The sequence below is a fragment of the Streptomyces sp. NPDC001970 genome, assembly GCF_053594115.1.
Genome location: NZ_JBSFDW010000006.1, coordinates 136,970 through 160,412, shown reverse-complemented (window position 1 = coordinate 160,412; position 23,443 = coordinate 136,970). Strand labels below are relative to the sequence as shown.

Below are 23,443 nucleotides of genomic sequence, written 5' to 3'. Positions count from 1 at the left end.
ACACCGAAGGGGCCGGGAGGTCACACCTCCCGGCCCCTTCGTGCGATCTGTCCCGCGCCCCGGCGGCGTCAGCCGTCCCGCTTCTGCTTCGGCCGCCACACCACCAGCGCGCTCGCCTGCTGCACGTCCTGATACGGCACCAGATCGCGCCGGTACGACGCGTGCACCTGGGCCTCGCGCTGCTGCATCGCCGCCGCCGCACCCTCCAGTGCCGCCGAGAGCTCGGCGACCCGGGCTTGGAGCGCCGCGACCTGGTTCTCCAGTTCGATGATGCGCTTGATGCCGGCGAGGTTGATGCCCTCGTCCTGCGACAACGCCTGCACCTGGCGGAGCAGTTCGATGTCGCGGGCCGAGTAGCGGCGGCCCCGGCCGGCCGTGCGGTCCGGAGAGACGAGGCCGAGGCGGTCGTACTGCCTCAGGGTCTGCGGGTGCAGTCCGGACAGCTGAGCCGCCACCGAGATGACGTACACCGGCGTCTCGTCGGTCAGTTCATAAGGGTTACGACGTCGGCCGTCCATCGCGTCATGCTCCCTTCGCAGCCTGGAACAGTTCTGCCCGCGGATTCTCGCCCGCAGTCGCCTTCCGGTACGCCTCCAGTGCCTCACGCGCCTCGGGATCGAGATCCGTCGGCACCGCGACCTCCACGGTGACGAGGAGGTCGCCGCGGGTGCCGTCCTTGCGGACGGCGCCCTTGCCACGGGCGCGCATCGTACGGCCGTTGGGCGTGCCGGCGGGCAGCTTCAGCGTGACCGGGGGCCCGCCGAGCGTCGGCACCTTCACCTCGCCGCCGAGCGCCGCCTCCGTGAACGAGACCGGCACCGTGACGGTGAGGTTGTCGCCCTTGCGGCCGAAGACCGGGTGGGCGTCGACATGGACGACGACATACAGATCGCCGGCCGGGCCGCCGCGCTCGCCCGGTGCGCCCTTGCCGCGCAGCCGGATCCGCTGGCCGTCGCTCACCCCGGCGGGGATACGGACCTGCATGGTCCTGGACGACTTGGCGCGGCCGCTGCCGTGGCAGACCTCGCAAGGGGTCTCCGCGATGAGCCCGCGGCCCTTGCAGTCCACGCAGGGGTCGGTCAGGGAGAACGAACCGCTGCCGCCGCGCGAGACCTGTCCGGTGCCGACACAGGTCGGGCACACGCGCGGTGTGCCGTTCTTGTCGCCGGTGCCCGAGCAGGCCTTGCAGGGCTGCTGGCTGGACATCCGCAGCGGGACCGTGGCCCCCTCCACCGCCTCGGTGAAGCTGAGCGTCACCTCGGACTCGATGTCCTGGCCGCGGCGCGGCTGCGTCCGCGCACCCGGCCCGGTGCCGCGGTGGAACAGCCCGCCGAACACGTCTCCGAGGCCGCCCCCGAAGCCGCCGGCGCCGCCGCCTCCGGGCTGGGTGCCGCCGAAGAGGTCACCCAGGTCGAAGTTGAACGTTCCGCCGGGGCCGGGGCCGCCTGCCCGGAAGCCGCCGTTGCCGAAGAGGGCGCGCGCCTCGTCGTACTCCTTGCGCCGCTTGGGGTCGCCGAGCACGTCGTTGGCCTCGGAGATCTCCTTGAAGCGCTCCTCGGCCTTGGCGTCGCCCTTGTTGGCGTCCGGGTGGAACTCGCGGGCGAGCTTCCGGTACGCCTTCTTGATCTCCGCCTCGGTGGCGTCCTTGGGGACGCCGAGAACCTTGTAGTAGTCCTTCTCCACGAAGTCCTTCGTGCTCACCGACGTCCCTCCTCTCGGACAACTCCGTATCCGTACCCGTAATCGATCACGTCAGCCCTCGTCCGGGCCACCGCTCTCCTCGCCGGCCGACTGCTCCTCCTTCGGCGCCGCGGGCGCCGCGCCCGGCTGGGGCTCGGCCACCGCGACCCGCGCGGGGCGGATGGTCCGCTCACCGATCCGGTAGCCCGGCTGCAGGATCGCGACGCAGGTCGTCTCCGTGACGTCCGGCGCGTACGAGTGCATCAGGGCTTCGTGGATCGTCGGGTCGAAGGGCTCGCCCTCCTTGCCGAACTGCTGCAGACCCATCTTGGCGGCGACCATCTCCAGCGATTCGGCCACCGACTTGAAGCCGCCCACCAGCTCTCCGTGCTCGCGGGCACGGCCGATGTCGTCGAGGACGGGCAGGAGCTCGGTCAGGAGCTGCGCGACGGCGATCTCCTTGACCGTGATCCGGTCCCGCTCCACCCGGCGGCGGTAGTTCTGGTACTCGGCCTGGAGCCGCTGGAGGTCCATCGTGCGCTCGTTGAGCGCGGTCCGGAGCTGATCCAGCTGCGCCGTCAGGGCGGCCGACTGCCCGGCCTGCGTCCCCGTCTGTGCTTCGTCCCCGGCCGGGGCCGCCCCCTCCGAGGGGGCGGCCTGCGCCGCTTCGTCAGGAGTGGCGCCGGAGGGGACGTCGGGCTTCTCCTCGAAGCCCGGGGTCTCCTCCGTCATCAGGCAGCGCCACCCTTCTGGTCCTTCTCGTCGTCGACGATCTCGGCGTCGACGACATCGTCGTCGGCCTTCGCCCGGGAGGCACCGGCGTCACCGGCACCGCCCGCGGCCTGCTGGCCCTGGGCGTCGGCGTACATGGCCTGGCCGAGCTTCTGGGAGACCGCGGCGACCTTCTCGGTGGCGGTGCGGATCTCCGCTGTGTTGTCGCCCTCGGCGGAGTCGCCCTTCAGCTTCTCCTTGAGCTCGGTCACCGCCGTCTCGACCTCGGTCTTGATGTCGCCGGGGACCTTGTCCTCGTTGTCCTTGAGGAACTTCTCGGTCTGGTAGACGAGCTGCTCGGCCTGGTTGCGGGTCTCGGCGGACTCGCGGCGGCGGTGGTCCTCCTCCGCGTACTGCTCGGCCTCCTGGCGCATGCGGTCGACCTCGTCCTTGGCGAGCGAGGAACCGCCGGTGACGGTCATCTTCTGCTCCTTGCCCGTGCCCAGGTCCTTCGCGGTCACGTGCATGATGCCGTTGGCGTCGATGTCGAAGGAGACCTCGATCTGCGGGACACCGCGCGGCGCCGGCGGCAGGCCGGTCAGCTCGAACATGCCGAGCTTCTTGTTGTACGCCGCGATCTCGCGCTCGCCCTGGTAGACCTGGATCTGCACGGACGGCTGGTTGTCCTCGGCCGTCGTGAAGATCTCCGAACGCTTCGTCGGGATCGTCGTGTTGCGCTCGATGAGCTTGGTCATGATGCCGCCCTTGGTCTCGATACCGAGGGACAGCGGGGTCACGTCGAGGAGCAGGACGTCCTTGACCTCACCCTTGAGGACACCGGCCTGGAGCGTGGCGCCGATGGCGACGACCTCGTCCGGGTTCACACCCTTGTTGGCCTCCTTGCCGCCGGTCAGCTCCTTGACGAGCTCGGCGACGGCCGGCATACGGGTCGAGCCACCCACGAGAACGACGTGGTCGATCTCGGAGAGCTGGATGCCCGCGTCCTTGATCACGTTGTGGAACGGCGTCTTGCAGCGGTCCAGCAGGTCCGCGGTCAGCTGCTGGAACTGGGCGCGCGTGAGCTTCTCGTCCAGGTGCAGCGGGCCCTCGGCGGACGCCGTGATGTAGGGCAGGTTGATCGTGGTCTCGGTCGAGGACGACAGCTCGATCTTCGCCTTCTCCGCGGCCTCGCGGAGACGCTGGAGAGCCATCTTGTCCCTCGACAGGTCCACGCCGTGACCGTTGGCGAACTGCTTCACCAGGTAGTCGACGACGCGCTGGTCCCAGTCGTCACCACCGAGGTGGTTGTCACCGTTGGTGGCCTTCACCTCGACGACGCCGTCGCCGATCTCCAGCAGCGAGACGTCGAAGGTGCCGCCACCGAGGTCGAAGACGAGGATCGTCTGGTCGTCCTTGTCGAGGCCGTAGGCCAGCGCCGCGGCGGTCGGCTCGTTGACGATGCGCAGGACGTTCAGGCCCGCGATCTCGCCGGCCTCCTTGGTGGCCTGACGCTCGGAGTCGTTGAAGTACGCCGGGACGGTGATGACCGCGTCCGTGACCTTCTCACCCAGGTAGGACTCGGCGTCGCGCTTCAGCTTCTGAAGGATGAACGCGGAGATCTGCTGCGGGTTGAAGGTCTTCCCGTCGAGCTCGATCTTCCAGTCCGTACCCATGTGACGCTTTACGGAGCGGATGGTCCGGTCCACGTTCGTGACCGCCTGCCGCTTCGCGACCTCGCCGACGAGCACCTCACCATTCTTGGCGAAGGCGACGACGGACGGCGTGGTCCTGGCGCCCTCGGCGTTGGTGATGACGGCGGGCTCCCCGCCCTCCAGAACGCTGACGACGGAGTTAGTCGTGCCCAGGTCGATGCCGACCGCACGTGCCATTTCGAATCCTCCAGTGGGGCTGAACTTGAGTGGAACTGGCTCAAGGATGCCTCACTGGCCCCATCGAGTCAACAGACCTGAGTCGACCGGACTCAACTATGGTGCGCGGTCCCGGCGACCCGCCGGGCGCGGGCCTGCACATCCCGCGCCACCCACCGTGCCATTGTTCGCATAAAGCCCGCGAAAGCATGACAGGAACGGCGGAACGGTCGGGTGAGAGCCATGCAGCCCAAGCGTCTTCTCGATCTCGCCCTCGGCTCGCTCCTGCTGACCCTCGTCGCACCCCTGCTGGCGGCAGCGGCCTGCTCGGCCGTGCTGCACCGGAAACCCGGCGGCCCCTTCGCGCGGGAGACGAGGAGCGGACTGCACGGCCGCCCGCTGACGGTCCGCTCGCTGCGCACCCGACGCTGGCGGCTGGACCTGCTCTCGCGGCTGCCTCTTGTCGTGCGGGGCGAGATGTCCCTGGTCGGGCCGGCGGCGCTGGCGCCGGACGATCCACGCGCCGCCGCGCCCTGGCGGCAGGCCGTCAAGCCGGGCCTGACCGGCCTCGCCCAGGTCCGGCGGCATTCGGCGATGCCCTGGGACGAGCCGGAGCTGCTCGATCAGCACTATGTGGAGCACCATTGGATGGGTCTCGACCTGGCCATCCTCGTACGTACGCTCCCGGCCCTGCGGCCGCCGCGCACTCAGGGTGACCTGAGCGACGCAGATCACCGCTTGCGCAACTACAGTGCGGCCGAATAAGTGGGTAGTCTCAGCACGGACTGAATAAGTTACCGCTTAGTAAGTCCCGATCTTCCCACCTCGCAGGCCCGAGGGAGCCCCAAAATGCAACTCGCCGCGATCATCGTGTCGCTGGTCCTGACCGTGGTCGGCGTTGCGCTCATCGCCCGAGCCGTCGCGCAGATCTACCGGTTCGTGAAGCTAGGCCAGCCCGTGCCCGCGGGCAGCCGCACCGACGACCCCAAGGCTCGCACGATCACCCTGGCCAAGGAGTTCCTCGGCCACACGCGGATGAACCGCTGGGGGATCGTGGGCTTCGCCCACTGGTTCGTCGCGATCGGCTTCCTGACGCTGCCTCCGACGCTCGCACAGGCGTACGGCCAGCTGTTCCAGGCCGACTGGACCCTGCCGATCGTGGGCGGCTTCCTGCCGTTCGAGATGTACATCGAGTTCATCGGCCTGATGACGGTCGTCGGCATCGTCACGCTGATGGTGATCCGGCTCCTGAACCTGCCCTCGCGGGCCGGCCGCAAGTCGCGCTTCGCGGGCTCCAAGGCCTGGCAGGCGTACTTCGTCGAGTACGTCATCCTCACCATCGGTCTCGCGATCCTGGTCCTGCGCGGCCTGGAGGGCGCGATCCACCACGTGGACCACTACGAGGCCGCGTACTTCGTCTCGTACCCGCTGGTCCTGGCGTTCAAGGGCCTGAGCGTCCCCACCCTCCAGACGCTGGTCTACCTGGCCGCGACGGTCAAGATCGGCACCTCGCTGATCTGGATGATCACGGTCTCGCTCAACACCAACATGGGTGTGGCCTGGCACCGCTTCCTCGGCTTCCCGAACATCTGGTTCAAGCGCAACGCCACCGGCGAGTCCGCGCTGGGCGCGCTCCAGCCGATGACGTCCGGCGGCAGGCCGATCGACTTCGAGGACCCGGGCGAGGACGACGTCTTCGGCGTCAGCCAGGTGGAGCAGTTCTCCTGGAAGGGCATCCTCGACTTCTCGACCTGCACCGAGTGCGGCCGCTGCCAGTCGCAGTGCCCGGCCTGGAACACCGGGAAGCCGCTCTCCCCGAAGCTCCTGATCATGTCGCTGCGCGACCACGCGCACGCCAAGGCCCCGTACCTCCTGGCCGGCGGCGGCAAGACGATGGAGGGCGAGGAGAAGGCGTCCGACGAGCAGCTGAAGGACGTCCCGGCGGCCGCCCTCGGGGAGGCCGAGCGCCCGCTGATCGGCACCGCCGAGGAGAACGGCGTCATCGACCCGGACGTCCTCTGGTCCTGCACCACCTGCGGTGCGTGCGTGGAGCAGTGCCCGGTCGACATCGAGCACATCGACCACATCGTCGACATGCGCCGCTACCAGGTGATGATCGAGAGCGCCTTCCCTTCCGAGGCGGGCACGATGCTCAAGAACCTGGAGAAGAAGGGCAACCCCTGGGGCCTGGCCAAGAAGCAGCGCCTCGAGTGGACCAAGGAGGTCGACTTCGAGGTCCCGGTCGTCGGCAAGGACGTCGAGGACCTGTCCGAGGTCGAGTACCTGTACTGGGTCGGCTGCGCCGGTGCCCTCGAGGACCGCGCCAAGAAGACCACCAAGGCCTTCGCGGAGCTGCTGCACATCGCGGGCGTCAAGTTCGCGATCATGGGCGGCGAGGAGAAGTGCACGGGTGACTCGCCGCGCCGCCTCGGCAACGAGTTCCTGTTCCAGCAGCTCGGCGCGGAGAACGTCGCGATGCTGAACATGGCGTTCGGCGAGGACGAGGACGACCCGGAGACGAAGAAGCCGAAGTCGTCGAAGAAGATCGTCGCGACCTGCCCGCACTGCTTCAACACCATCGCGAACGAGTACCCGCAGCTCGGCGGCGAGTACGAGGTCATCCACCACACCCAGCTGCTCCAGCACCTCATCGACGAGGGCAAGCTGATCCCGGTGACGCCGGTCGAGGGCCTGATCACGTACCACGACCCCTGCTACCTCGGCCGCCACAACAAGGTCTACACGCCGCCGCGCGAGATCATCGCCAAGGTGCCGGGCCTGCGGAACGAGGAGATGCACCGCCACAAGGAGCGGGGCTTCTGCTGCGGCGCCGGTGGTGCGCGCATGTGGATGGAGGAGCGGATCGGCAAGCGCATCAACACCGAGCGTGTGGACGAGGCGCTGTCGCTCAACCCGGACATCGTGTCCACCGCCTGCCCGTTCTGCCTCGTGATGCTGACCGACTCGGTCAACGGCAAGAAGAACGACGGCAAGGCGAAGGAGAGCCTGCAGGTCGTGGACGTCGCGCAGCTGCTGCTCGACTCCGTGAGGACGCCGGTGGACCCGGGCGCTGACGCGGCGGAGCCGGCTGGGGGCACCCCTGGCGGCAGCGCCGGGGGTGCGCCGGAACCGCAGCCGGTGAAGTAGCCGTCCCCGTCCTCAGTACGGGAAGCGAGAAGCGGCCGGACCTGCCTCGGGGGCAGGACCGGCCGCTTCTCGCGTCACCGGGCGCTCACCGCTCGGCCCTGTACGACGCGACGCGCTTGCCGCCGAAGTCGTCGACCCAGGCGTCGCCGCCGTGCCTGCCGTCGATCACGACGAACTTCGGGTGCTTGCCGTTCGGGAGGAGCAGATACGTCCAGCCGTGGTGGCGGGCGGACGGCTACGCAGCGCCCAACCATTGGCCTCAGGTGTCTGGCAGGAGCATGATGAGGCGGCTGGTTCCGGAGAGACGGATGGGGTGGGTTCCGCCGTGGTGCGTCGACATCGACTGCGCAAGGCCGCGCTCGCCGGCCTGGGCGCGCTGCTGCTGGCGCCGTCACTGGCGGGCTGCGGGCCCTCATCGGCCCGCCCGGCCGCCACGTCCGACGCCCCGGCCCCGGGCGACGGCCCCTCCGCCTCGGCCTCCGCCTCCGCACTCGCCGGCAAGGCCGCCGCCCCCGCCCTCCCCGTACCGCGCGGCGACGGCAGCCGCGTCCCGGAGGACTTCAACGGCGACGGGCGCCGCGACCTCGTCCTCGACGACCTCGTCAAGGCGCCGGGTGCGGCCCACGACGACGACGCGGGCATCGGCATCGTCTACGGAGCCGCGAAGGGTTCCCTGGCCCCTTCCGTGCGCCAGCTCCTCACTCCGCGCGGGAACGGCGCCCGCGTCGCGGGCGTGCTCCCCTCCGCGTTCGACGCCGCGGCCGCGTGCGACCTCGACCAGGACGGCTTCAGCGACCTCATCGTGGCCACGGACCCCCCGTACGACGGCATCGGACGCCCGCCCGTCCCCCTCCAGCTGCTCTTCGGCGGCCCCGCCGGCCTCACGGGCACGGCGGTCGCCCTCCGCATCCCCGAACAGGCGCGGTACGGCAACGAGTGGCCCGACCACCCCGCCTGCGGCGACTTCGACGGCGACGGTGCCCAGGACCTCGCGGTCACCGCGAGCGGCGGCCGGATCAGCTTCCTGCGCGGCCCCTTCACCCGTACGGGCGCACCGCGCGCCGCCAAGGCCCCGCTCCCCGGCGCAGGCCCCGTGATCGCCGCCCCGGAGCCCGACGCCGACCCGAACGGCGACGGCTACGACGACCTCGTCCACGCGACGCACCCCCGCACGCCCGGCGAGGCGGCCGGGGCCCGGCTGCTGCTGGGCGGCCCGGGCGGCCCTGCCCGCCCCGGAGGCTCGTACAGCTTCAAGGCCGTGCGCATCCCGCCCGCGCCCCCGCTCCCCGCCGGCGAAGCCGCGCCCGTGACCGAGCTGCTGCGCTACGCGGACTTCGACGGCGACAAGCGGGCGGACATCGTGACACGCACCCATCGGGGCGAGAACGCCGACGTCATCGCCCTGTACCCGGCTTCCGGCGACCGCACAAGACCCTTGATCACTTTCAGTTCGTCGATCTTCCTGTGACATCCCTCAAGGGATGTCACAGGTCGGCAGCAAAGGCCCCCGGTTCTCCTGCCCGGGACACCGGACACAGCGGGAACAGGTACGTTCGAATACGTGGCTGGATTCAGGATCGGACGCGGCCGGGACAACAACCGCACCCCGCGACAACAACCGCAGCAGGCGCCCCCGCCGCCGTACGGTCAGTACGGCGCACAGCACGGAGGCCCGCACGCGGGCGGCCGGGCGGCGCCCGCGTACCCCCCGCAGCATCAGTGGCAGCAGCAGCACCAACAGCAGCCATACGGCGAGCCGGAGTACTTCGGCGACCCGCACCCCCACCAGCAGCCGGGCGGGTACGCGGCGGGTGACCCGTACGCCGACAACCCCGGTCACACCCGGGCGTTCACCGTCGGCGACGACCCGTACGGCGACGGCTCCACCTACCGCGCCGGCGCCGCGCCCGCGGCTCCCGCGGGCCCGCGCCTGCACTGGAAGGAACTGCTGAGCGGCATCGTGTTCCGCCCGGGTCCGACGTTCCTGCAGATGCGGGACTACCCGGTCTGGGGCCCGGCCCTGACCGTCACGTTCCTCTACGGCCTGCTCGCGATCTTCGGCTTCGACGAGACGCGCAAGGAGGCGATCAGCGCGCCGTTCGCGACCGCGCTCGTCTCGGTGCTCATCACAGGCGTGGTCTTCGTCATCGGCGGCCTGATCCTGGGCGCGGTCACCCACACCCTGGCCCGCCAGCTCGGCGGCGACGGCTCCTGGCAGCCGACGGTCGGCCTCTCCATGCTGATCATGTCCCTGACGGACGCCCCACGACTGGTCGTCGCGCTCTTCCTGGGCGGCGAGAACTCGCTGGTGCAGGTGGTCGGCTGGGTGACCTGGCTGGCGGCGGGCGCGCTGTTCACGTCGATGGTGAGCAAGTCGCACGACCTGCCGTGGCCGAAGGCACTGGGAGCGTCGGCGATCCAGCTGATCGCGCTGCTGTCGATCATCAAGCTCGGAACGATCTGACGCGGTTCGAACCGATCGAACCGATCGAACCGATACAGGAAGGCCCCCACCTGAGCGGTGGGGGCCGGCGAGGTGCGACTGGTGGCATGGCCCAGGCCCAGTTGCCTGGAGCTGTTGATCCCCGGCACCACAGGGTCCTGTCGGTCCGGGTGGCGCAAGTGTGCTCGTACCCCGTCGTCGGCACCGCCCAGTTGGCGACCGTGCCGACCTGTACCGGTGGTGTGCGGTTCGCGGTGTCGCCCAGACCGAGCTGCCCACAGGCGTCGTCCCCCGGACACCGAGCCGCACCACGCGGGCCGGTGCAGGTCGGGCCGAATCGAGTCGCGCGACAGCGCGAGGGTCTCTACAGAGCCTCGCGCGACGGAGTGACCGGCGTGCCCGGCTTACGCACCGGAGGCAGCACGCTCCACGGGAAGTTGATCCAGTCGTCCGTGCGCTTCCAGACGTACTCGCACTTCACGAGCGACTGCGACTTCTCGTAGATCACGGCGGACCGCACCTCGGCGACGTGGTCGACGCAGAAGTCGTGGACGAGCTTCAGGGTCTTCCCCGTGTCGGCGACATCGTCCGCGATGAGGACCTTCTTGTCGGAGAAGTCGATCGCGTTCGGTACGGGCGCGAGCATGACCGGCATGTCCAGGGTCGTCCCCACGCCGGTGTAGAACTCCACGTTCACCAGGTGGATGTTCTTGCAGTCCAGCGCGTAGGCCAGGCCGCCCGCGACGAAGACACCGCCGCGCGCGATGGACAGCACGATGTCGGGCTCGTACCCGTCGTCGGCGATCGTCTGCGCGAGCTCGCGGATCGCGTCGCCGAACTTCTCGTACGTCAGGTTCTCGCGTGACTCGCTCATCGCGTGCCGACCCTCACACTTGCGTCCGATGGAAATTGACGAACGATCGCGAGGCCGTCGGCCCTCGCTGTCCCTGGTACCGGGAGCCGTACTTCTCGGATCCGTACGGGTGCTCCGCCGGCGAGCTCAGCCGGAACATGCACAGCTGCCCGATCTTCATCCCCGGCCACAGCTTGATCGGCAGGGTGGCCAGGTTCGACAGCTCCAGCGTGACGTGCCCGGAGAACCCGGGGTCGATGAAGCCGGCGGTGGAGTGCGTGACCAGCCCGAGCCGCCCGAGGGAGCTCTTGCCCTCCAGCCGGGAAGCAAGATCGTCGGGCAGCGAGATGACCTCGTACGTCGACGCCAGCACGAACTCGCCGGGGTGCAGGATGAACGCCTCGTCGCCCTCCGGCTCGACCAGCCGCGTCAGGTCCGCCTGCTCGACGGCGGGGTCGATGTGCGGATAGCGGTGGTTCTCGAACACCCGGAAATAGCGGTCGAGCCGCACGTCGATGCTCGAGGGCTGCACCATCGAATCGTCGTACGGGTCGATACGCACCCGTCCCGCGTCGATCTCGGCCCGGATGTCCTTGTCTGAGAGAAGCACGCCCCGAGGATACGCAGAGCGCGCGGGCCCGCCCCAATCGGACGCCCCGCGCGCACCCACCGCTACCGCTTCACCGGCTCCACAGGCACGGAATGCCGCAGCCTCGCACACCGCGGACACCGGATGAGCCGCCCGGGCCCGATCCGGCCGGCACCGAGCTGCTGCATCGGAAACGACGACGTGGTGAAGACGTGCCCTTCGGCACAGCGAACGACGGTGCGCTCCAGCGGATGGCCCTGGTCCGTCGAGTCCATCAAGCTCATCAAGCCCCTTCCCCAACAAGCGTGGACGAGATAGCCACATTAGGGGATCAACAGGACACCACTCCACGCGGCACTCCGCCCCGCCAAAGGTACGCCCCACCCCTCCACCGCGCCCTCACATCCCCCACCTTCCTCGCTCGACCAAGCCCTCCGGCGGGCCCCGGCACGCTCCGACCGAGGGGCCCTGACAGCCCGAAGGCCCCTCGGCTCAATTCACCGGGGGCCTTCGATGGGGTACAGTGTGCGACGATGCGATGCCGATCAAACGGTCCGCTTCGCGGGTGTAGTTTAATGGTAGAACATGAGCTTCCCAAGCTCAGAGCGCGGGTTCGATTCCCGTCACCCGCTCCATGAGAAAGCCCCAGGCCAGCAGCCCGGGGCTTCTTTGTTGTCTAGACCGGATCAGGCTTCGCGTGCCCGTTCCGTGCCCGATCCCTGATCATCGGGCACGTCGGCAGCCTTCTCCCGCTCAGCGCGGACACGGGCGTCGATCCCGTCCGCCACCTCCCGCTGACGCTCCAAGTTCGAGTGCTGATAGATCAGCGCGGCCCGTTCGGAAGACTGCCCGGCGCGGACCATCGTGTCCTTGAGCGTGGCACCGGACTGGGTCGAGAGCGTGTGACCGGTGTGACGAAGGTCGTAGAAGCGGAAGTTCTCCGGCAGCCCGACTTTGGCACGGGCCTTCCCCCACTTCCGCCCGAACGTGGAGCGGCGGAACGGCTTGCCCCGCTCCCCCACGAACAGCAGTCCGTCCGGCTGCTTCTCCGCGTACCAGGCGAGATGCCGCTTGAGGTCCTTCTCCAGAAAGGCCGGCAGGACGAGGAACCGCTTGCCCGCATCGGACTTGGTGTCGCCCGGTGCCCGCCGACCGGTGGTGAGTTCGGGCTCAGCGGTCCGCACCCAGATGCCGACGTTCTCCAGGTCGACATCACGACGGCGCATCGCGGCCTGTTCCTCCGGCCGGGCAGGTCCGTACGCAGCGATGTAGACCATCAGCCGCCAGCGAGGCCCGAGTGCGTCGGCGAGCGCGTCGACCTGGGCGACGGTGGCAGTCGGACGCTCCTCGGCGATTTCCTTGCCCGCGCCCCTGATACGGCAAGGGTTGCGTCGGATCAACTCGTCATCGGCGGCGGTCTCCATGATGGCTTTCAGCAGCCGGTACGCCTTGGCGACCGTGGTTTCCGCCCCGGTGGTGTCGAGGCGTTCCGAGCGCCAGGAGCGGACGCTGGGCGGGGTGATCTCGTCCAGGTCCAGGTCCTCGAAGGCGGGCAGGATGTGCAGGCGGAGCAACCGCCGGTACAGCTCGTCCGTGGTCGGCGAGAGACGACGCTCTTTGACCCACTGCAGCGCGTAGTCCTTGAAGTTGACCGCACCGGCGTCAGGGTCCGCCCAGTCACCACGCCGGATCTCTGTCTGCTGCTCCGCCAGCCAGTCGTCAGCGTCCCGTGCGGTCTCGAAGGTGTGCGGTGCCGGACGGTCGACCCCGTCAGGGCCGAGGTACCGCGCCTGATAGCGGCCGGAGGGCAGCTTTCGGATGCGACCGAAGCGCCGCTTGTTCTTCGCCATCAAGCAGCCCTCCCGTACCGAGCGCGGCGACGGCGGATGGGCTGGACGGTGTTGCCGTCGATGTATGCGTCCAGCGCGCTTTCGGTGATCCGCACATGGCGGCCGACCTTGACGAAGGCGATCCGCCGTTCGGCGATGAGCCGCCGAGGGAAACGGACGGTGGTGCCGAGGCGTTCGGCAGCTTGCTCGACGGTCAGCAGGAGGTCACTCACGACCGGTCTCCTTCCAAGGCGGCGAGTGCTTCGCGGGCGGTCTCGCGGTTGAGTTGGATGTCTCTGGCGATGGAGGCGGCGAGTGCGGACTCACCGGGGGTGTGGCCGTGTCCGGCGTACTCCCATGAGGCGAGGACGAGCACGGTGTCCGGGTCGCCGAGGGCGTCTTGCTCCTGGGCGGCGCGGTAGTCGGCGCGGATCTGGCGTAGGGCGCCGAGGGTGGTGGAGTAGCGGCGGGATTTGGTGGAGAAGTGGCCGCGGAAGCCGAGCATGTGAGCCCAGGCGCCCAGCTTCCGGTCGGGGTAGAGCGGGGTGAGGTCGAGGCACGCTTCGATGAGACGGCGCGGGTGCTCGGGCACGTCCAGGAGGTCGAGGACTTCCCGGTTTCCGATCCTGCGGTCGAGGCTGCCGGTCGACTCTGCGGCTTTCGTGGCGTACTTGGCGACGTAGGAGGCAACTGCCTGTTCGGTGATGTCGGTGCCGTCGCCGAATGCCTTGACCGGTCGGATGTCGAGCTGTCTGCCCCAGCGGAAAGGCCGGCAGGGCTGGTCCCCGGCGGCCGGGACGGTGATCGAGGTGTACGAGTGGGCGACGGCAGCGCGGATCGAGTCGTCGAGCAGCTGCACGCTCGCCCAGGACGGCGGCGGCGAGTCGGGACCGTCCGGTCCGTCGAGGCGGATCACGGCATGGAAGTGGATCGCGCCGCGCTTCTGGAACTCAGCGACCTTCCCGTACGAGACCCGCAGCACGTCTTTCAGCTCCCGCTGGGAGAGTCCGGCGCGGGCGGCGATCTCGCGGCGCAGCCGAGTGGTGAAGCGCTGCCACAACTGCCCGGCGTGGTTGTTGAACAGGACCGTCCCGGCGTAGTCGTAGGTGGCCGGGTCGAGGGCGGCGCCCAGGGCAGGGTCGTCCTCGGGGTGGCGGGTGCCGCAGCGGCAGACGCCACGGTCGGGCCGGTTGTGCACGGGGCCGAACGAGGGGGCGGTGAGGGTGGCGAAGACGCGAGGGTGATCGCGGACGGTGGCGGGGATGTCCTTGGACTCGTCCCCGGCCAGGCCCGCGCGGATGAGGTGGTAGGTGTCTCCGGCGTAGGTGTAGGCGCAGGTGGGACAGCGGGAGGCGCGGCGGTTGCCGCAGGCGACGCGGAGCCGTCCGTCCGGTTCGGTGTCGGTCGAGTAGCGACGCAGGGTCTCACCAGTCGTGCGGTCTTTGGCGAGGGTCCAGCCGGTGAGGTGGATGGGGTCGGAGCAGCCGCCGGTGCGGTGCACCTGGTCCTTCCAGCGGTCGAAGCCGGGGGACCCGGCCACCCGGAGGACATCGTCCAGGGTGGCCGGGTCCAGGCCCGCCGCAGTGGCGGTGTTCGTCACGCGGCCACCTCAGCGAGGGCACGGCGGACGGGGCGGGTGCCGGTGCCGTGGCAGGCCGGGCAGTGGACGGTGATGGTGCGCAGGTTCCCGTGCCGGTCGCGGCCGCCGAGGGTGACGCGGACGGTGGGGAAGCCGTCGCAGTTCGAGCAGACCCGCAAGGCGGGGGTGGTGGGCTGGGCCATGATGGGGTTCCTTCCGGATCGTTTGGTTCGGGCAGGGGCACGGCTCCCGGGGCGGGCAAGACTTGGCGGTTGAGACCGCCCCGGGGGCCGGTCAGCGGCGCTTGTGCTCGGAGGCGATCAGCGAGCGGACGACGAGCGCGCACACAGCGACCGAGGCCGCGGTGACGGCGACCGCCAGGAGCATCGAAACCAGGACCGCGCCGACGACCAGGACCACGGCGGTGCCGCCACCGACGAGGGCGAGCGCGGTGCCGGGCGTGAGCTGGACCGTGGGCCGGACCGGTGCCGCCGGGGCGACGGGGACCGGGGCCGGGGCGGGGGTGTGCTGGACGATCGCGGTCGGCTCGACGGCGGGCGGGGTGACGATGCCGGTCGGGATCGGCATGGTCGGGATCTTCGGACGGAGCATGAGCGATCTCCCTTCTGCGGTTGGGCTACTTGATGGCGGTGTCGATGACCGGTGCGAGCAGGCTGTCCGCGAGGAGGAAGCCTCCGAGGAGGAGCACGGCGACGAGCCACCAGGGCGGGCGGATGAGCTTGATGCCGAGGGCGCCGACGACGATCAGGGCGAGCCAGAGCGGAACGTCCATGGCGGTGTTCTCCTGTTCAGTCGGTGATGCGGCAGCGGTGGGTGCGGGCGGCGAGCTGGGCGGCCGAGGAACTGGAGAAGTCGGCGGACCAGCCGCAGCGGTCGGCGGAGCAGACGGCGGCGTGCTTGGTGCGGCCGTGCCGGTCGCGGTGGGTGCCGATCTGTACGGGTCCGATACGCATGACGGAGTGGAAGTGGTCGCGTGCGGGCATGTCAGTCGCTCTCCGTTCGGGTAGTCGTCGGGTCGGGGAAGGTGGCGCGGATACCGGCGGCGGTGGCCGGGTCGGCGGTGAGCTGGGCAGCTTCCTCGGCGAGCAGGTGAGCGAGGTAGGGCCGGTCAGCGGCAGTCATCTCGCGGGCGCTGTCGAGGTAGTCGGCGGCGGTCAGGTCGGCCGGGTCACGGGTCACGGGGCTTCTCCCTTCGAGGTCACGCGAGTTGGGCGGCGATGGCGTCGGCCATCGGGGCGGGGACGCCGAGGCGGGCGCGCAGGGTGTCGGTGTCGATCGGGGTGCCGGTACGGGCGTGGTGGTCGGCGGCGACTTTGCGGGCGTGGTCGACCAGGGCGGCCGGGACCGGTGGAGCCGGGACGGGAGCAGGTTCGGCAGCTGCGGGCAGCGCCGGGGCGGGCTCCGCCTCGGCGACGGGGACCGGCTCGGGGGCGGACTCCGGTTCGGCCGGCACAACCTCGACCAGCTCCGGCTCCGAGTCAGTCGCGGCCGGTGAGTGGGCGAGGAGGGTGCCGCCTAGGAAGGCGAGCGCGGGCCATCCGGCGATGCCGAAGCGCAGCCAGGCGGGCGGATGCGCCAGGTCGAGGAATCCAGCGGTGGCGACGTTCGCGCCGAGCGAAGCGACCAGGGCGATCAGGAACCAGCACCAGGCCAGCCGGGACGGTCCGTCGTTGCGCAGCCGACGCCAGGCGGCGACCAGGAGCAGGTCGACGGAGACCGGGTAGGCCCATGCCTTCCATCCGGTCTGCCCGGCAGCGGTGGCGAGGTCGTGCAGGTGGGCAAAGGACAGGGCACCGGCGATCACGGCTTGCACCAGAACGGCGTCGACGCGGAGTGAGCGGGTCATGTCTTCACCTCCTTTGCGGGCGTTTTGGGCATGGCGGGGGTAAGGAGCTGGCGCGAGGCGGTCGCGCCGACCGGGGTGAAGGACGGGTCAGACGGAGGCGGGTGCCTCGGTCGGGGCCGGGGTCTTGACGAGTGAGACCGTGGGCGGCAGCTCGGGCCGGAAGGCGGCGAGGCCGGGCAGCTCGGGGGTGCGGTGGGCGTGCCGGTTGCAGGCGTTGACTGCCTGGCGCATCGAGGTGTGCGGGGTGCGGATGCGGGCCCAGCCGCCGGTCGAGTCGCCGGTGACGGCGAGGCCGGGGGTGTCGGTCGGGATGGAGATGGCAGCCAGGACGGCGTCGGGGGCGATGTCGCCGAAGGCCATGTTGGCGGAGGTCTCGTCGTTGACGCGGTGGGCGGTACGGGCGGTGAGTTGGGCGCGGAGCATGGTGATGCCCTTGCCGAGTTCGGAGCCGAAGCGCTGTCCGCAGATCTCCAGATAGAAGCCGGCAGCGCGGCCGAGCTGGGCGAGCCGGGCGAGCGCGGTGATGATGCGGTCCCGGCGCTTCTCCTCTTCCTTGGTTGCGAACAGAGCGAGTTCGGCGACCTCGTCGACGAGCAGGACGATCGGGGTCGGACGAAGGTGGTCGGGCAGGTCCCAGATGTCGGCGGCGATCTCCGCGTCGGGTATGTCGGCGGTGATGCGCTGGTCGGCGCGGATCAGTTGGTAGACGCCCTCCATGTGTGTGACGAGTGCGTCGAGGAGTTCGGCGGCGGTGTCGGGGTTGTCGGCCAGCGCGGAGAACCGGCGGGCCAGCGGGAACAGCTCCACGCCTTGCTTGCAGTCGATGCCGACCAAGGCCACGTCTTGTGCGGCGAGTTCGGCGACCAGGTTGCGCTGGTAGACGGACTTGCCGGACTTCGTGGCCCCGACGGTCAGGGCGTGCGGGGTGGTGCGGTAGTCGCGGTAGTGGACGGCGCCGTCCTCGCGCAGGGCGACCGGGACCCGCATCGGCACACGCTCGACCTTGGTGGGCATCTGCACCTGGGCCAGGACGTCGTATCCGGTCATCCGGAGTTCGACCACACCGGAGCGGATCTCGCGCGAGGTGACGCCGTACATCGCGAACGAATGCCGCAGCCGGTCACACGAGGCGGCCATGTCGAAGGCATCCTGACCGGGCCGTAGCCCCAGCCGCAGGACGAGGCCGGTGCGGGTCGGGCGGAGCCGCAGGATCCTCGGGGCCCGCGAGGCCGGGGCGGGCCGGTTCGCCATCCGGGCGAGGGCGAGCCGCCAGCGCGGGGGCGGGACGGTCAGCCCGCACGCTTCCATGACCGAGGCGTAGCGGACCAGGACGCGCAGCGTCGCGAGGGTGACGCCGAAGGTCAGCCAGTACCAGGCGGGGCGCCGCCACCGCAGGAGACCCGCGACGGCGACGACCACCAGCAGCGCGACCGTGAAGCCGGTCATGATCAGGCCGCCTTGGGCTTCGTGGCGCCCTCGACCAGCGATGTGACGGCGACCGCGCGGAAGGCGATGCCGTGACGGCGCTGCCCGTTGAACTCGTTCTCCCACGGCCGGGCGATCAGGCCCGTGATCGCGACCGGCGTACCCATGGCCAGGTCACCGGAGATGCTGTTCTCCGGGACAGTCACGGTCAGGATCTCCACCTCGCCGTTCGCCGCGAACATCACGTCCACGGTCGACAGCGCGGCACCGGACTCGGCGTCCATCGCACGCTCTCCGGTACGGCGGTCCTTCACCTTGGGCAGCGGGGGCTGGGCCACCATCACGGAGGCGGCGGAAGTGTCGACGGGGATCTGACGCACAGAGATCACTCCTCTAGAAGTGCTGGACTCCGTCACTCATGTACATGAGTGACATGAAGAAGAGTGCACGACTCCTATACATGAGTCAACCCGCCAGGGCGAAGAAGTCCCAGCGGGTTGAAGAGAGTTGAGCGAGCGTCAGTCGGCGGCGGGAATGCGGTACTCGAAAACGAACTGGTCAGCGGCCATGAGGGTGTCGCAGACCTCCACCACCCGGCCCGCTTCGGTGACCGCGTTGCGGAGGAGGTGCACGACGGGTGCGCCTGGGCTCAGTGCCAGTTCGGATGCCTCAGCCTTGGCGGCCGGGCGCGCTGTCAGCGTCTCGACGAACTCGGCGAAGGTGTGGCCGTCGTCCTCCAGCCGGGCGTAGATGCCACCGGGGCCTGGGTTCTCGGCGAACAGTTCGGGGATGTCCTTGACCACGTCCCACGGCAAGTACGACGTCGCGGTCTCGACGGGGACGCCGTTGCGGAAGTAGAGCCGCCGCCGGGCGAGGACCTGAGTGCCGGCAGAAACGCCGAGCCGGTCGGCGATGTCCTCCGGGGCCTCCATCGGGCCGATGTACAGAACGCTGACCTTGGCCGTGGCTCCGGACTGGGCCGACTCGGCGAGATACGCGGCCTTGCCGCCGCGGCGATGCGAGGCGCTGAACCGGTCCGAGGAGCGTAGCCGCACGGGCGGCCGGTCCTTCACGATCGAGCCCTTACCGTGGCGAGTGTCCACGAGCCCACTGGCCCGGACCTCCACCATCGCCTTGCGGATGGTGCCGCCGGAGACGCCGTAGCGCTCCACCAGCTCGGATTCGCTCGGCACCAAGTCACCAGGCTTGAGGATGCCCGCCCGGATCTGCTGGATGATCTCGTCGGCGATCTGAACGTACCGAGGTACGGCCCTCCCACCTCCTACGGCTGTTCCCATAGTCCTTCTCACTCTCCTATGCTCCTGTACATGAGTAACAGCGCCCGAGAGACCCAGTCAACGCCACTGCACTCCGTGTCCGTGGCGGGAGCAGTGGTGCGTGAGGACGGGCGACTCCTGGCGATCCGCCGAGCCGACAACGGAACGTGGGAGCTCCCGGGCGGCGTGCTCGAGCTCACCGAGGCCCCTGAAGACGGGGTGGCCCGAGAAGTCTGGGAAGAGACCGGCATCCGGGTTGAGGTGGACGAGCTCACCGGGGTCTACAAGAACACGACGCGCGGCATCGTCGCTCTGGTGTTCCGATGCAAGCCGTCCGGCGGCATTGAGCGAACCTCTGCCGAGTCGATGGCAGTTGACTGGCTCACGCCCGAAGAGGTCGCCGAGCGCATGGCCGAGGTCTACGCGGTCCGGCTGCTCGATGCACTGGACGGGCACGGGCCCCACGTCCGGAGCCACGACGGCAAGCAGCTGATCCAAGCGCGGTAAGAGTTTCTCTACTTCATCAAGGCGCATCCGCCGCGCACAGCGCGGCGTCGCGCGGCCCGGCGACTCGGGCCGCGCTCCTGTCTTCGCCCCGCTCTGGCCCGGCCGCCGGCCGCACGCCGATAGGCGAGGGCTTGATGGGGTGAACCCCTCTGTGGCTGGGGCGGTCGGCTCCACGGCTTTAGCCACCTCCCCGATCCGGGTCCCGCGTCGAGCAAGACCAGGGGGCCACTCGGACACATTGCGGGCAGGGGACAAGCCTGCCCGAGTTGCTGGCAAGCTTACGGCCCCCTGATCATGCTCGACCCCAGACCGGGCAGGACACCGGCCAAACCCGTTCCGCCGACCTAGGCAGCATCTAATTCTGCTTCGCGCTACTTTCGCGCCCTTCTTCTGTCAATTTCATCCATTGCGTCGTGCGCCTGCTTCATGAGGGCAGCATACTTTTCTGCCGTGAGGTCTACCGGCATTCCATGTGCAATCCTGTTCCGCGTGTCGATAAGCCCTCTGAGTGACTCGCGAAACTCAGGACCGAGATCGTACAGGTCGGCATAATCCCTGAGCATTTCCCCCAATGGGCCCGCCTGATTCCTGCTTGAATCGCGCTCTTTTAGCTCATCTTGAATGGCTTGCTCGATACTTTGCCAAGCCTGCACGACCTCCCACGTCCTCGCTTCTGAGGAGGTCGCGCGCGCCAGCGAGGCAGCCTGTACTGCCGACTCCTTTGCTTGCCGGTGAGAGGAGAAGGTCGCCGCGGCTGCCAGCATGGAGATAAGCGCAGCTGCCGCGCTCGCAATTAGATCCGCTTTGTCGCCGGAATCCAGTGAGATTACGTAGCCTGTCAACGCTCCCGCCCCAAGGCCAGCCACAACAAGGAGGGATCGAAAAACAGATTTCTTGGAGATTCTGTAGTAGGCGACGGGGTCACTCGATAGGCTCTTAATCGCCAAGGTGACATCTCTGCCTGTAACGGTCTTCGATTTCCGCCCATCGGCGACAAGTCTGGCCTTTACGAGGATTTCGTATGCGTATTCACTTGTGGCTCTATTTAGAACCTGCTCGGCGTCCTTGGTCAGGGTGTAGCCGTACGCCTCACTCTTCGCATCATCCATCATTCCGCCCCAGGACAAACGCGGCAATTCCAATGGTGGCGGAGACGGCAAATCCGATAGACCCAGTAGCTTTATCTAGATCGCCTGCGAATACACCAGCCACAACGGCGGCAGCGTAGGAGACGAGCTGCATCGTATGTTTCAACTTGGGTACCCGGCGCTGGATGTGTCCACGTCGACCGAGTAGGTTAGCTTCCTGGATCATGCTGTTCGTGATCATAGGAGCACCGCTCCCCACGTGTAGGCTCTCCTCCAGACGACTCGCCTCGCGAAGGACATCCTCTCCGTACGCTTTCATGCACTCCTCAAGTGCCTGCCTTGCAGGGTCAGCAAGCGAGGAGCTGCCCGAAACTTCGATTGTCAGGTCGTCCGATGCCACGAGGAACAGGCTATGAGACTTGTGGCTTCACGTCCGGCAGTTGGCGGTACAGCAGCTCTGTACCGCAACCCCAGCAACCACCCCCGTCCGCTACCGTCCCTCCGGGGCCTCGTAGCGGCTGGTATGGCCGTTGCTGACCGATCCGGCTAGAGCTACGGATCAGAAGGTGACTGTGCCCGATCCGTGCCCGACAGGCCGGTAAACCACGGTCAACAGCGGGTGCAAGGAAGAGCCGTGCGGCTCGCCCTGACACCCGTTGCCGCTGGTCAGGCCGCCAACGACACCCCAAGGCACGGTGATTCCCAAGCTCAGAGCGCGGGTTCGATTCCCGTCACCCGCTCCACGCGAAAGCCCCAGGCCAGTGGCCCGGGGCTTTGTTGTTGTCTGGACCGCGTCAAGCGTCTCGTGCCATATCCGTGCCAGATGCTGGGGAATCCACTGCATCACGCCGTGCCCGCACCAGCCGGTCCAGCCCCGCGGATACCTCCCGCTGCCGCTTCAGGTCCGAGTGCTGATGGATCAGCACGGAGCTCTTGCCGCGTCCGAAATGGGCGGCCGGGGGGCGCTGTCCCCTGTGCAGCGCCCCCCGGCCCGAGGGCGGCGCTACGGCAGCGTCTTCTGGTAGCCCTTGTCCTGGTCGGAGTCGTAGACCAGCTCGCCCTCGGCGTCGTACCCCTTGATGTGCGGGGCCGCGGAGACCTGCTGGTTCAGGACGCCGGAGGCGACGAACCAGCCGTGGTCCAGGGCGGCCTGGCTGGTGGCGTCGCCGTAGGAGACGGTCACCCGGGCGACCGACGGCTCGGCCCGGCCGATGGCGCCCCAGCGGAACGGAAGTTTCCAGTTGCCGCGGTCGAGGACCGACTGCTGGTAGAGCTTGCCGCCGTTGATGTCGGCCATCACGGGGCCGGCGTCCGGCGGACCGTCGGCGCCGACGCTGGTGTTGATGCCCTGGGCCTCGCCGTCCTTGATTCTGCAGATCAGCCGGGTCTGCTGTGGCTTCTCCTTCACCGCGACGACGAACATGCCGTCGCCGGGCGCGTTGGAGTCGCCGGTGCTCCTCATCGCCAGGATGATCCGGTAGCCGTCGGCCGAGCCCAGGTCCGTCCTGCCCATGAAGCCTTGGTGCCCACGGTCGTAGGCGAGGCACTTCTCCAGCCCTTCGGTGGCCTGCTCGAAGGTGATTCCGTCGAGGAGCTGACCGTCCGTGGCCGGCCGCGCGGGCCCCGACGGGGACGCGGACTGCGCCGGTGTCGGCGCCGCCGACGTCGGCTGCGTGGCGCTGAACGACGGCGTCGGCGCCGCCGTGTCGCCACCCGTGTCCCCGCCGACCAGCGCGTACGCCCCCACGGGCACCGCCGCCAGCGTCATCAGGACCGCCCCGGCCGCCGCCACCCGGCGACGCCGCTCCACCGTGCCCTGGCGGCGGATCGCCGGATACGGTGCCGACGAGGGCCGGATCGTGTACGCGTCCTCGGCGAGCAGCCCGCGCAGCTGCTCCTCGAAGTCCCCGCCGGTTCCCATCTCCTGCTGCTTCTGCTCCTCGTTCACCTGATGCCTCCCTGCCCGGACGGGACCTGGCTGCGGTCATGTCCGTCCATGACCTGCGCGAGCCCCGGATGCGTACGCAACTTCGCCAGTCCCTTGGACGCCTGGCTCTTGACCGTGCCGGTGGAGCAGCCGAGCACCTCGGCAACCTCCGCCTCGGACAGGTCCTCCCAATAGCGCATGACGACCACCGCCCGCTGTTTGGACGGAAGTCGGGCCAGCGCCGCGAGCAGGGCGCTGCGCTCGCCGGCCCACGAGACGGCTTCGTCGCGCCCCGCCACCTCAGGCGGCGCGGCGGTCAGCGCCTCCGTCACGCGCCGCTTGCGGAACCGGTCGCTGTTGCAGCTGACCAGCATCCGGCGGATGTACGCCTCCGGACTGTCGCTGCGCGAGACGCGCCGCCATGAGCGGTACGCCTTCGCCAGCGCCGTCTGTGTCAGGTCCTCGGCGTGGTGCACGTCGCCCGTGAGCAGATACGCGGTCCGCACGAGATGGGACCACCGCGCTCTGACGAATTCCTGGAACTGAGCGTCTTGCTCGGCTTGCATCAAGCACCCTCCTCGCCCTCCAGACCACCGTTTCCGGGGATTCGGTTGCCCGGGATCCGAGGCCGGGTTTCGAGGGGAGGTGCCAGC

28 protein-coding genes and 1 tRNA gene are annotated in these 23,443 nt (G+C 69.2%); 6 read left to right on the top strand and 23 right to left on the bottom strand.

Annotated elements, in window-relative coordinates; genetic code table 11:
• Window positions 1–68 precede the first annotated feature (68 nt).
• The 4 genes from ACWCP0_RS10465 to dnaK are packed head-to-tail and all read right to left on the bottom strand — an operon-like array spanning window position 69 to window position 4,280.
• Window positions 69–518: a heat shock protein transcriptional repressor HspR gene (locus ACWCP0_RS10465; protein WP_451078446.1), complete on the bottom strand. Its 450-nt coding sequence runs from the start codon at window positions 516–518 to the stop codon at window positions 69–71.
• Between the two features lie 4 nt (window positions 519–522).
• Window positions 523–1,701: a molecular chaperone DnaJ gene (dnaJ, locus tag ACWCP0_RS10460; RefSeq protein WP_451078445.1), complete on the bottom strand. Its 1,179-nt coding sequence runs from the start codon at window positions 1,699–1,701 to the stop codon at window positions 523–525.
• A gap of 51 nt (window positions 1,702–1,752) precedes the next feature.
• Window positions 1,753–2,412, bottom strand: a complete 660-nt coding sequence (gene grpE, locus ACWCP0_RS10455; protein ID WP_351234814.1) for a nucleotide exchange factor GrpE — start codon at window positions 2,410–2,412, stop codon at window positions 1,753–1,755.
• A complete protein-coding gene (gene dnaK / locus ACWCP0_RS10450; RefSeq protein ID WP_451078444.1) occupies window positions 2,412–4,280 on the bottom strand; it encodes a molecular chaperone DnaK in 1,869 nt (622 codons plus the stop codon). Before dnaK ends, grpE begins: the two co-directional genes overlap by 1 nt.
• Before the next feature lie 222 nt (window positions 4,281–4,502).
• Here dnaK and ACWCP0_RS10445 point away from each other — a divergent pair, with 222 nt between their 5' ends.
• The 4 genes from ACWCP0_RS10445 to ACWCP0_RS10430 all read left to right on the top strand — a co-directional run bounded on the left by ACWCP0_RS10445 (window position 4,503) and on the right by ACWCP0_RS10430 (window position 9,870).
• Window positions 4,503–5,024, top strand: coding sequence for a sugar transferase (locus tag ACWCP0_RS10445; protein ID WP_451078443.1), 522 nt, complete (start codon window positions 4,503–4,505; stop codon window positions 5,022–5,024).
• 84 nt (window positions 5,025–5,108) lie between these two features.
• Window positions 5,109–7,406 carry a heterodisulfide reductase-related iron-sulfur binding cluster gene (locus ACWCP0_RS10440; RefSeq protein WP_451078442.1) on the top strand — a complete coding sequence of 766 codons (2,298 nt, stop codon included), beginning with the start codon at window positions 5,109–5,111 and terminating at the stop codon, window positions 7,404–7,406.
• Between the two features lie 325 nt (window positions 7,407–7,731).
• A complete protein-coding gene (locus ACWCP0_RS10435) occupies window positions 7,732–8,874 on the top strand; it encodes an FG-GAP repeat domain-containing protein (protein WP_451078441.1) in 1,143 nt (380 codons plus the stop codon).
• A 93-nt stretch (window positions 8,875–8,967) separates the two neighbouring features.
• Window positions 8,968–9,870, top strand: a complete 903-nt coding sequence (locus ACWCP0_RS10430) for a Yip1 family protein (protein WP_451078440.1) — start codon at window positions 8,968–8,970, stop codon at window positions 9,868–9,870.
• Window positions 9,871–10,213: 343 nt separating this feature from the next.
• Here ACWCP0_RS10430 and ACWCP0_RS10425 read toward each other — a convergent pair whose 3' ends face one another.
• The 3 genes from ACWCP0_RS10425 to ACWCP0_RS10415 all read right to left on the bottom strand — a co-directional run bounded on the left by ACWCP0_RS10425 (window position 10,214) and on the right by ACWCP0_RS10415 (window position 11,575).
• Window positions 10,214–10,723, bottom strand: coding sequence for a phosphoribosyltransferase (locus ACWCP0_RS10425; RefSeq protein ID WP_451078439.1), 510 nt, complete (start codon window positions 10,721–10,723; stop codon window positions 10,214–10,216).
• Window positions 10,724–10,736: 13 nt separating this feature from the next.
• On the bottom strand, window positions 10,737–11,312 hold the full coding sequence (gene dcd / locus ACWCP0_RS10420; protein WP_451078438.1) for a dCTP deaminase: 576 nt from the start codon (window positions 11,310–11,312) through the stop codon (window positions 10,737–10,739).
• A gap of 62 nt (window positions 11,313–11,374) precedes the next feature.
• Window positions 11,375–11,575 carry a hypothetical protein gene (locus ACWCP0_RS10415; RefSeq protein ID WP_351237509.1) on the bottom strand — a complete coding sequence of 67 codons (201 nt, stop codon included), beginning with the start codon at window positions 11,573–11,575 and terminating at the stop codon, window positions 11,375–11,377.
• Window positions 11,576–11,852: 277 nt separating this feature from the next.
• Between ACWCP0_RS10415 and ACWCP0_RS10410 the strand changes: the two genes are divergently transcribed.
• Window positions 11,853–11,926 (top strand) — tRNA-Gly (locus ACWCP0_RS10410).
• Between the two features lie 51 nt (window positions 11,927–11,977).
• Here the strand turns inward: ACWCP0_RS10410 and ACWCP0_RS10405 are convergent.
• From ACWCP0_RS10405 to ACWCP0_RS10350, 12 genes are all read right to left on the bottom strand, one after another.
• Complete coding sequence (locus tag ACWCP0_RS10405; RefSeq protein WP_451078437.1) at window positions 11,978–13,141, bottom strand: site-specific integrase; 1,164 nt, start codon at window positions 13,139–13,141, stop codon at window positions 11,978–11,980.
• A complete protein-coding gene (locus ACWCP0_RS10400; RefSeq protein WP_451078436.1) occupies window positions 13,141–13,353 on the bottom strand; it encodes a helix-turn-helix domain-containing protein in 213 nt (70 codons plus the stop codon). Before ACWCP0_RS10400 ends, ACWCP0_RS10405 begins: the two co-directional genes overlap by 1 nt.
• Window positions 13,350–14,720: a replication initiator protein RepSA gene (repSA, locus tag ACWCP0_RS10395; protein WP_451078435.1), complete on the bottom strand. Its 1,371-nt coding sequence runs from the start codon at window positions 14,718–14,720 to the stop codon at window positions 13,350–13,352. Before repSA ends, ACWCP0_RS10400 begins: the two co-directional genes overlap by 4 nt.
• Window positions 14,717–14,902 (bottom strand): hypothetical protein, encoded by a 186-nt coding sequence (locus tag ACWCP0_RS10390; RefSeq protein ID WP_451078434.1) that lies wholly within the window; start codon window positions 14,900–14,902, stop codon window positions 14,717–14,719. The genes repSA and ACWCP0_RS10390 overlap by 4 nt, the downstream gene beginning before the upstream one ends.
• A gap of 91 nt (window positions 14,903–14,993) precedes the next feature.
• On the bottom strand, window positions 14,994–15,311 hold the full coding sequence (locus ACWCP0_RS10385; protein WP_451078433.1) for a SpdD-like protein: 318 nt from the start codon (window positions 15,309–15,311) through the stop codon (window positions 14,994–14,996).
• Window positions 15,312–15,336: 25 nt separating this feature from the next.
• Window positions 15,337–15,492, bottom strand: coding sequence for a hypothetical protein (locus ACWCP0_RS10380; protein WP_329163099.1), 156 nt, complete (start codon window positions 15,490–15,492; stop codon window positions 15,337–15,339).
• A 16-nt stretch (window positions 15,493–15,508) separates the two neighbouring features.
• A complete protein-coding gene (locus ACWCP0_RS10375; protein WP_451078432.1) occupies window positions 15,509–15,703 on the bottom strand; it encodes a mobile element transfer protein in 195 nt (64 codons plus the stop codon).
• Between the two features lies 1 nt (window position 15,704).
• Window positions 15,705–15,899 (bottom strand): hypothetical protein, encoded by a 195-nt coding sequence (locus ACWCP0_RS10370; RefSeq protein WP_451078431.1) that lies wholly within the window; start codon window positions 15,897–15,899, stop codon window positions 15,705–15,707.
• A gap of 19 nt (window positions 15,900–15,918) precedes the next feature.
• Entirely contained in the window at window positions 15,919–16,566 is a 648-nt protein-coding gene (locus ACWCP0_RS10365; protein WP_451078430.1) for a DUF2637 domain-containing protein, read from the bottom strand.
• Between the two features lie 87 nt (window positions 16,567–16,653).
• On the bottom strand, window positions 16,654–18,012 hold the full coding sequence (locus ACWCP0_RS10360; RefSeq protein ID WP_451078429.1) for an FtsK/SpoIIIE domain-containing protein: 1,359 nt from the start codon (window positions 18,010–18,012) through the stop codon (window positions 16,654–16,656).
• A gap of 2 nt (window positions 18,013–18,014) precedes the next feature.
• Window positions 18,015–18,371 carry an SCO3933 family regulatory protein gene (locus tag ACWCP0_RS10355; protein WP_451078428.1) on the bottom strand — a complete coding sequence of 119 codons (357 nt, stop codon included), beginning with the start codon at window positions 18,369–18,371 and terminating at the stop codon, window positions 18,015–18,017.
• A gap of 138 nt (window positions 18,372–18,509) precedes the next feature.
• A complete protein-coding gene (locus ACWCP0_RS10350) occupies window positions 18,510–19,289 on the bottom strand; it encodes a GntR family transcriptional regulator (RefSeq protein WP_451078427.1) in 780 nt (259 codons plus the stop codon).
• Between the two features lie 18 nt (window positions 19,290–19,307).
• On the opposite strand from ACWCP0_RS10350, the gene ACWCP0_RS10345 reads away from it, so the two are divergent.
• Window positions 19,308–19,775: an NUDIX hydrolase gene (locus tag ACWCP0_RS10345; RefSeq protein ID WP_451078426.1), complete on the top strand. Its 468-nt coding sequence runs from the start codon at window positions 19,308–19,310 to the stop codon at window positions 19,773–19,775.
• A 371-nt stretch (window positions 19,776–20,146) separates the two neighbouring features.
• Here the strand turns inward: ACWCP0_RS10345 and ACWCP0_RS10340 are convergent, their stop codons facing one another.
• From ACWCP0_RS10340 to ACWCP0_RS10325, 4 genes are all read right to left on the bottom strand, one after another.
• Window positions 20,147–20,884 carry a histone-like protein gene (locus ACWCP0_RS10340; protein ID WP_451078425.1) on the bottom strand — a complete coding sequence of 246 codons (738 nt, stop codon included), beginning with the start codon at window positions 20,882–20,884 and terminating at the stop codon, window positions 20,147–20,149.
• Window positions 20,877–21,263, bottom strand: a complete 387-nt coding sequence (locus tag ACWCP0_RS10335) for a hypothetical protein (RefSeq protein WP_451078424.1) — start codon at window positions 21,261–21,263, stop codon at window positions 20,877–20,879. The genes ACWCP0_RS10340 and ACWCP0_RS10335 overlap by 8 nt, the downstream gene beginning before the upstream one ends.
• Window positions 21,264–21,866: 603 nt before the next feature.
• Window positions 21,867–22,811 carry a hypothetical protein gene (locus ACWCP0_RS10330; RefSeq protein ID WP_451078423.1) on the bottom strand — a complete coding sequence of 315 codons (945 nt, stop codon included), beginning with the start codon at window positions 22,809–22,811 and terminating at the stop codon, window positions 21,867–21,869.
• Window positions 22,808–23,356 carry a SigE family RNA polymerase sigma factor gene (locus ACWCP0_RS10325; RefSeq protein ID WP_451078422.1) on the bottom strand — a complete coding sequence of 183 codons (549 nt, stop codon included), beginning with the start codon at window positions 23,354–23,356 and terminating at the stop codon, window positions 22,808–22,810. The genes ACWCP0_RS10330 and ACWCP0_RS10325 overlap by 4 nt, the downstream gene beginning before the upstream one ends.
• Between the last annotated feature and the right edge of the window lie 87 nt (window positions 23,357–23,443).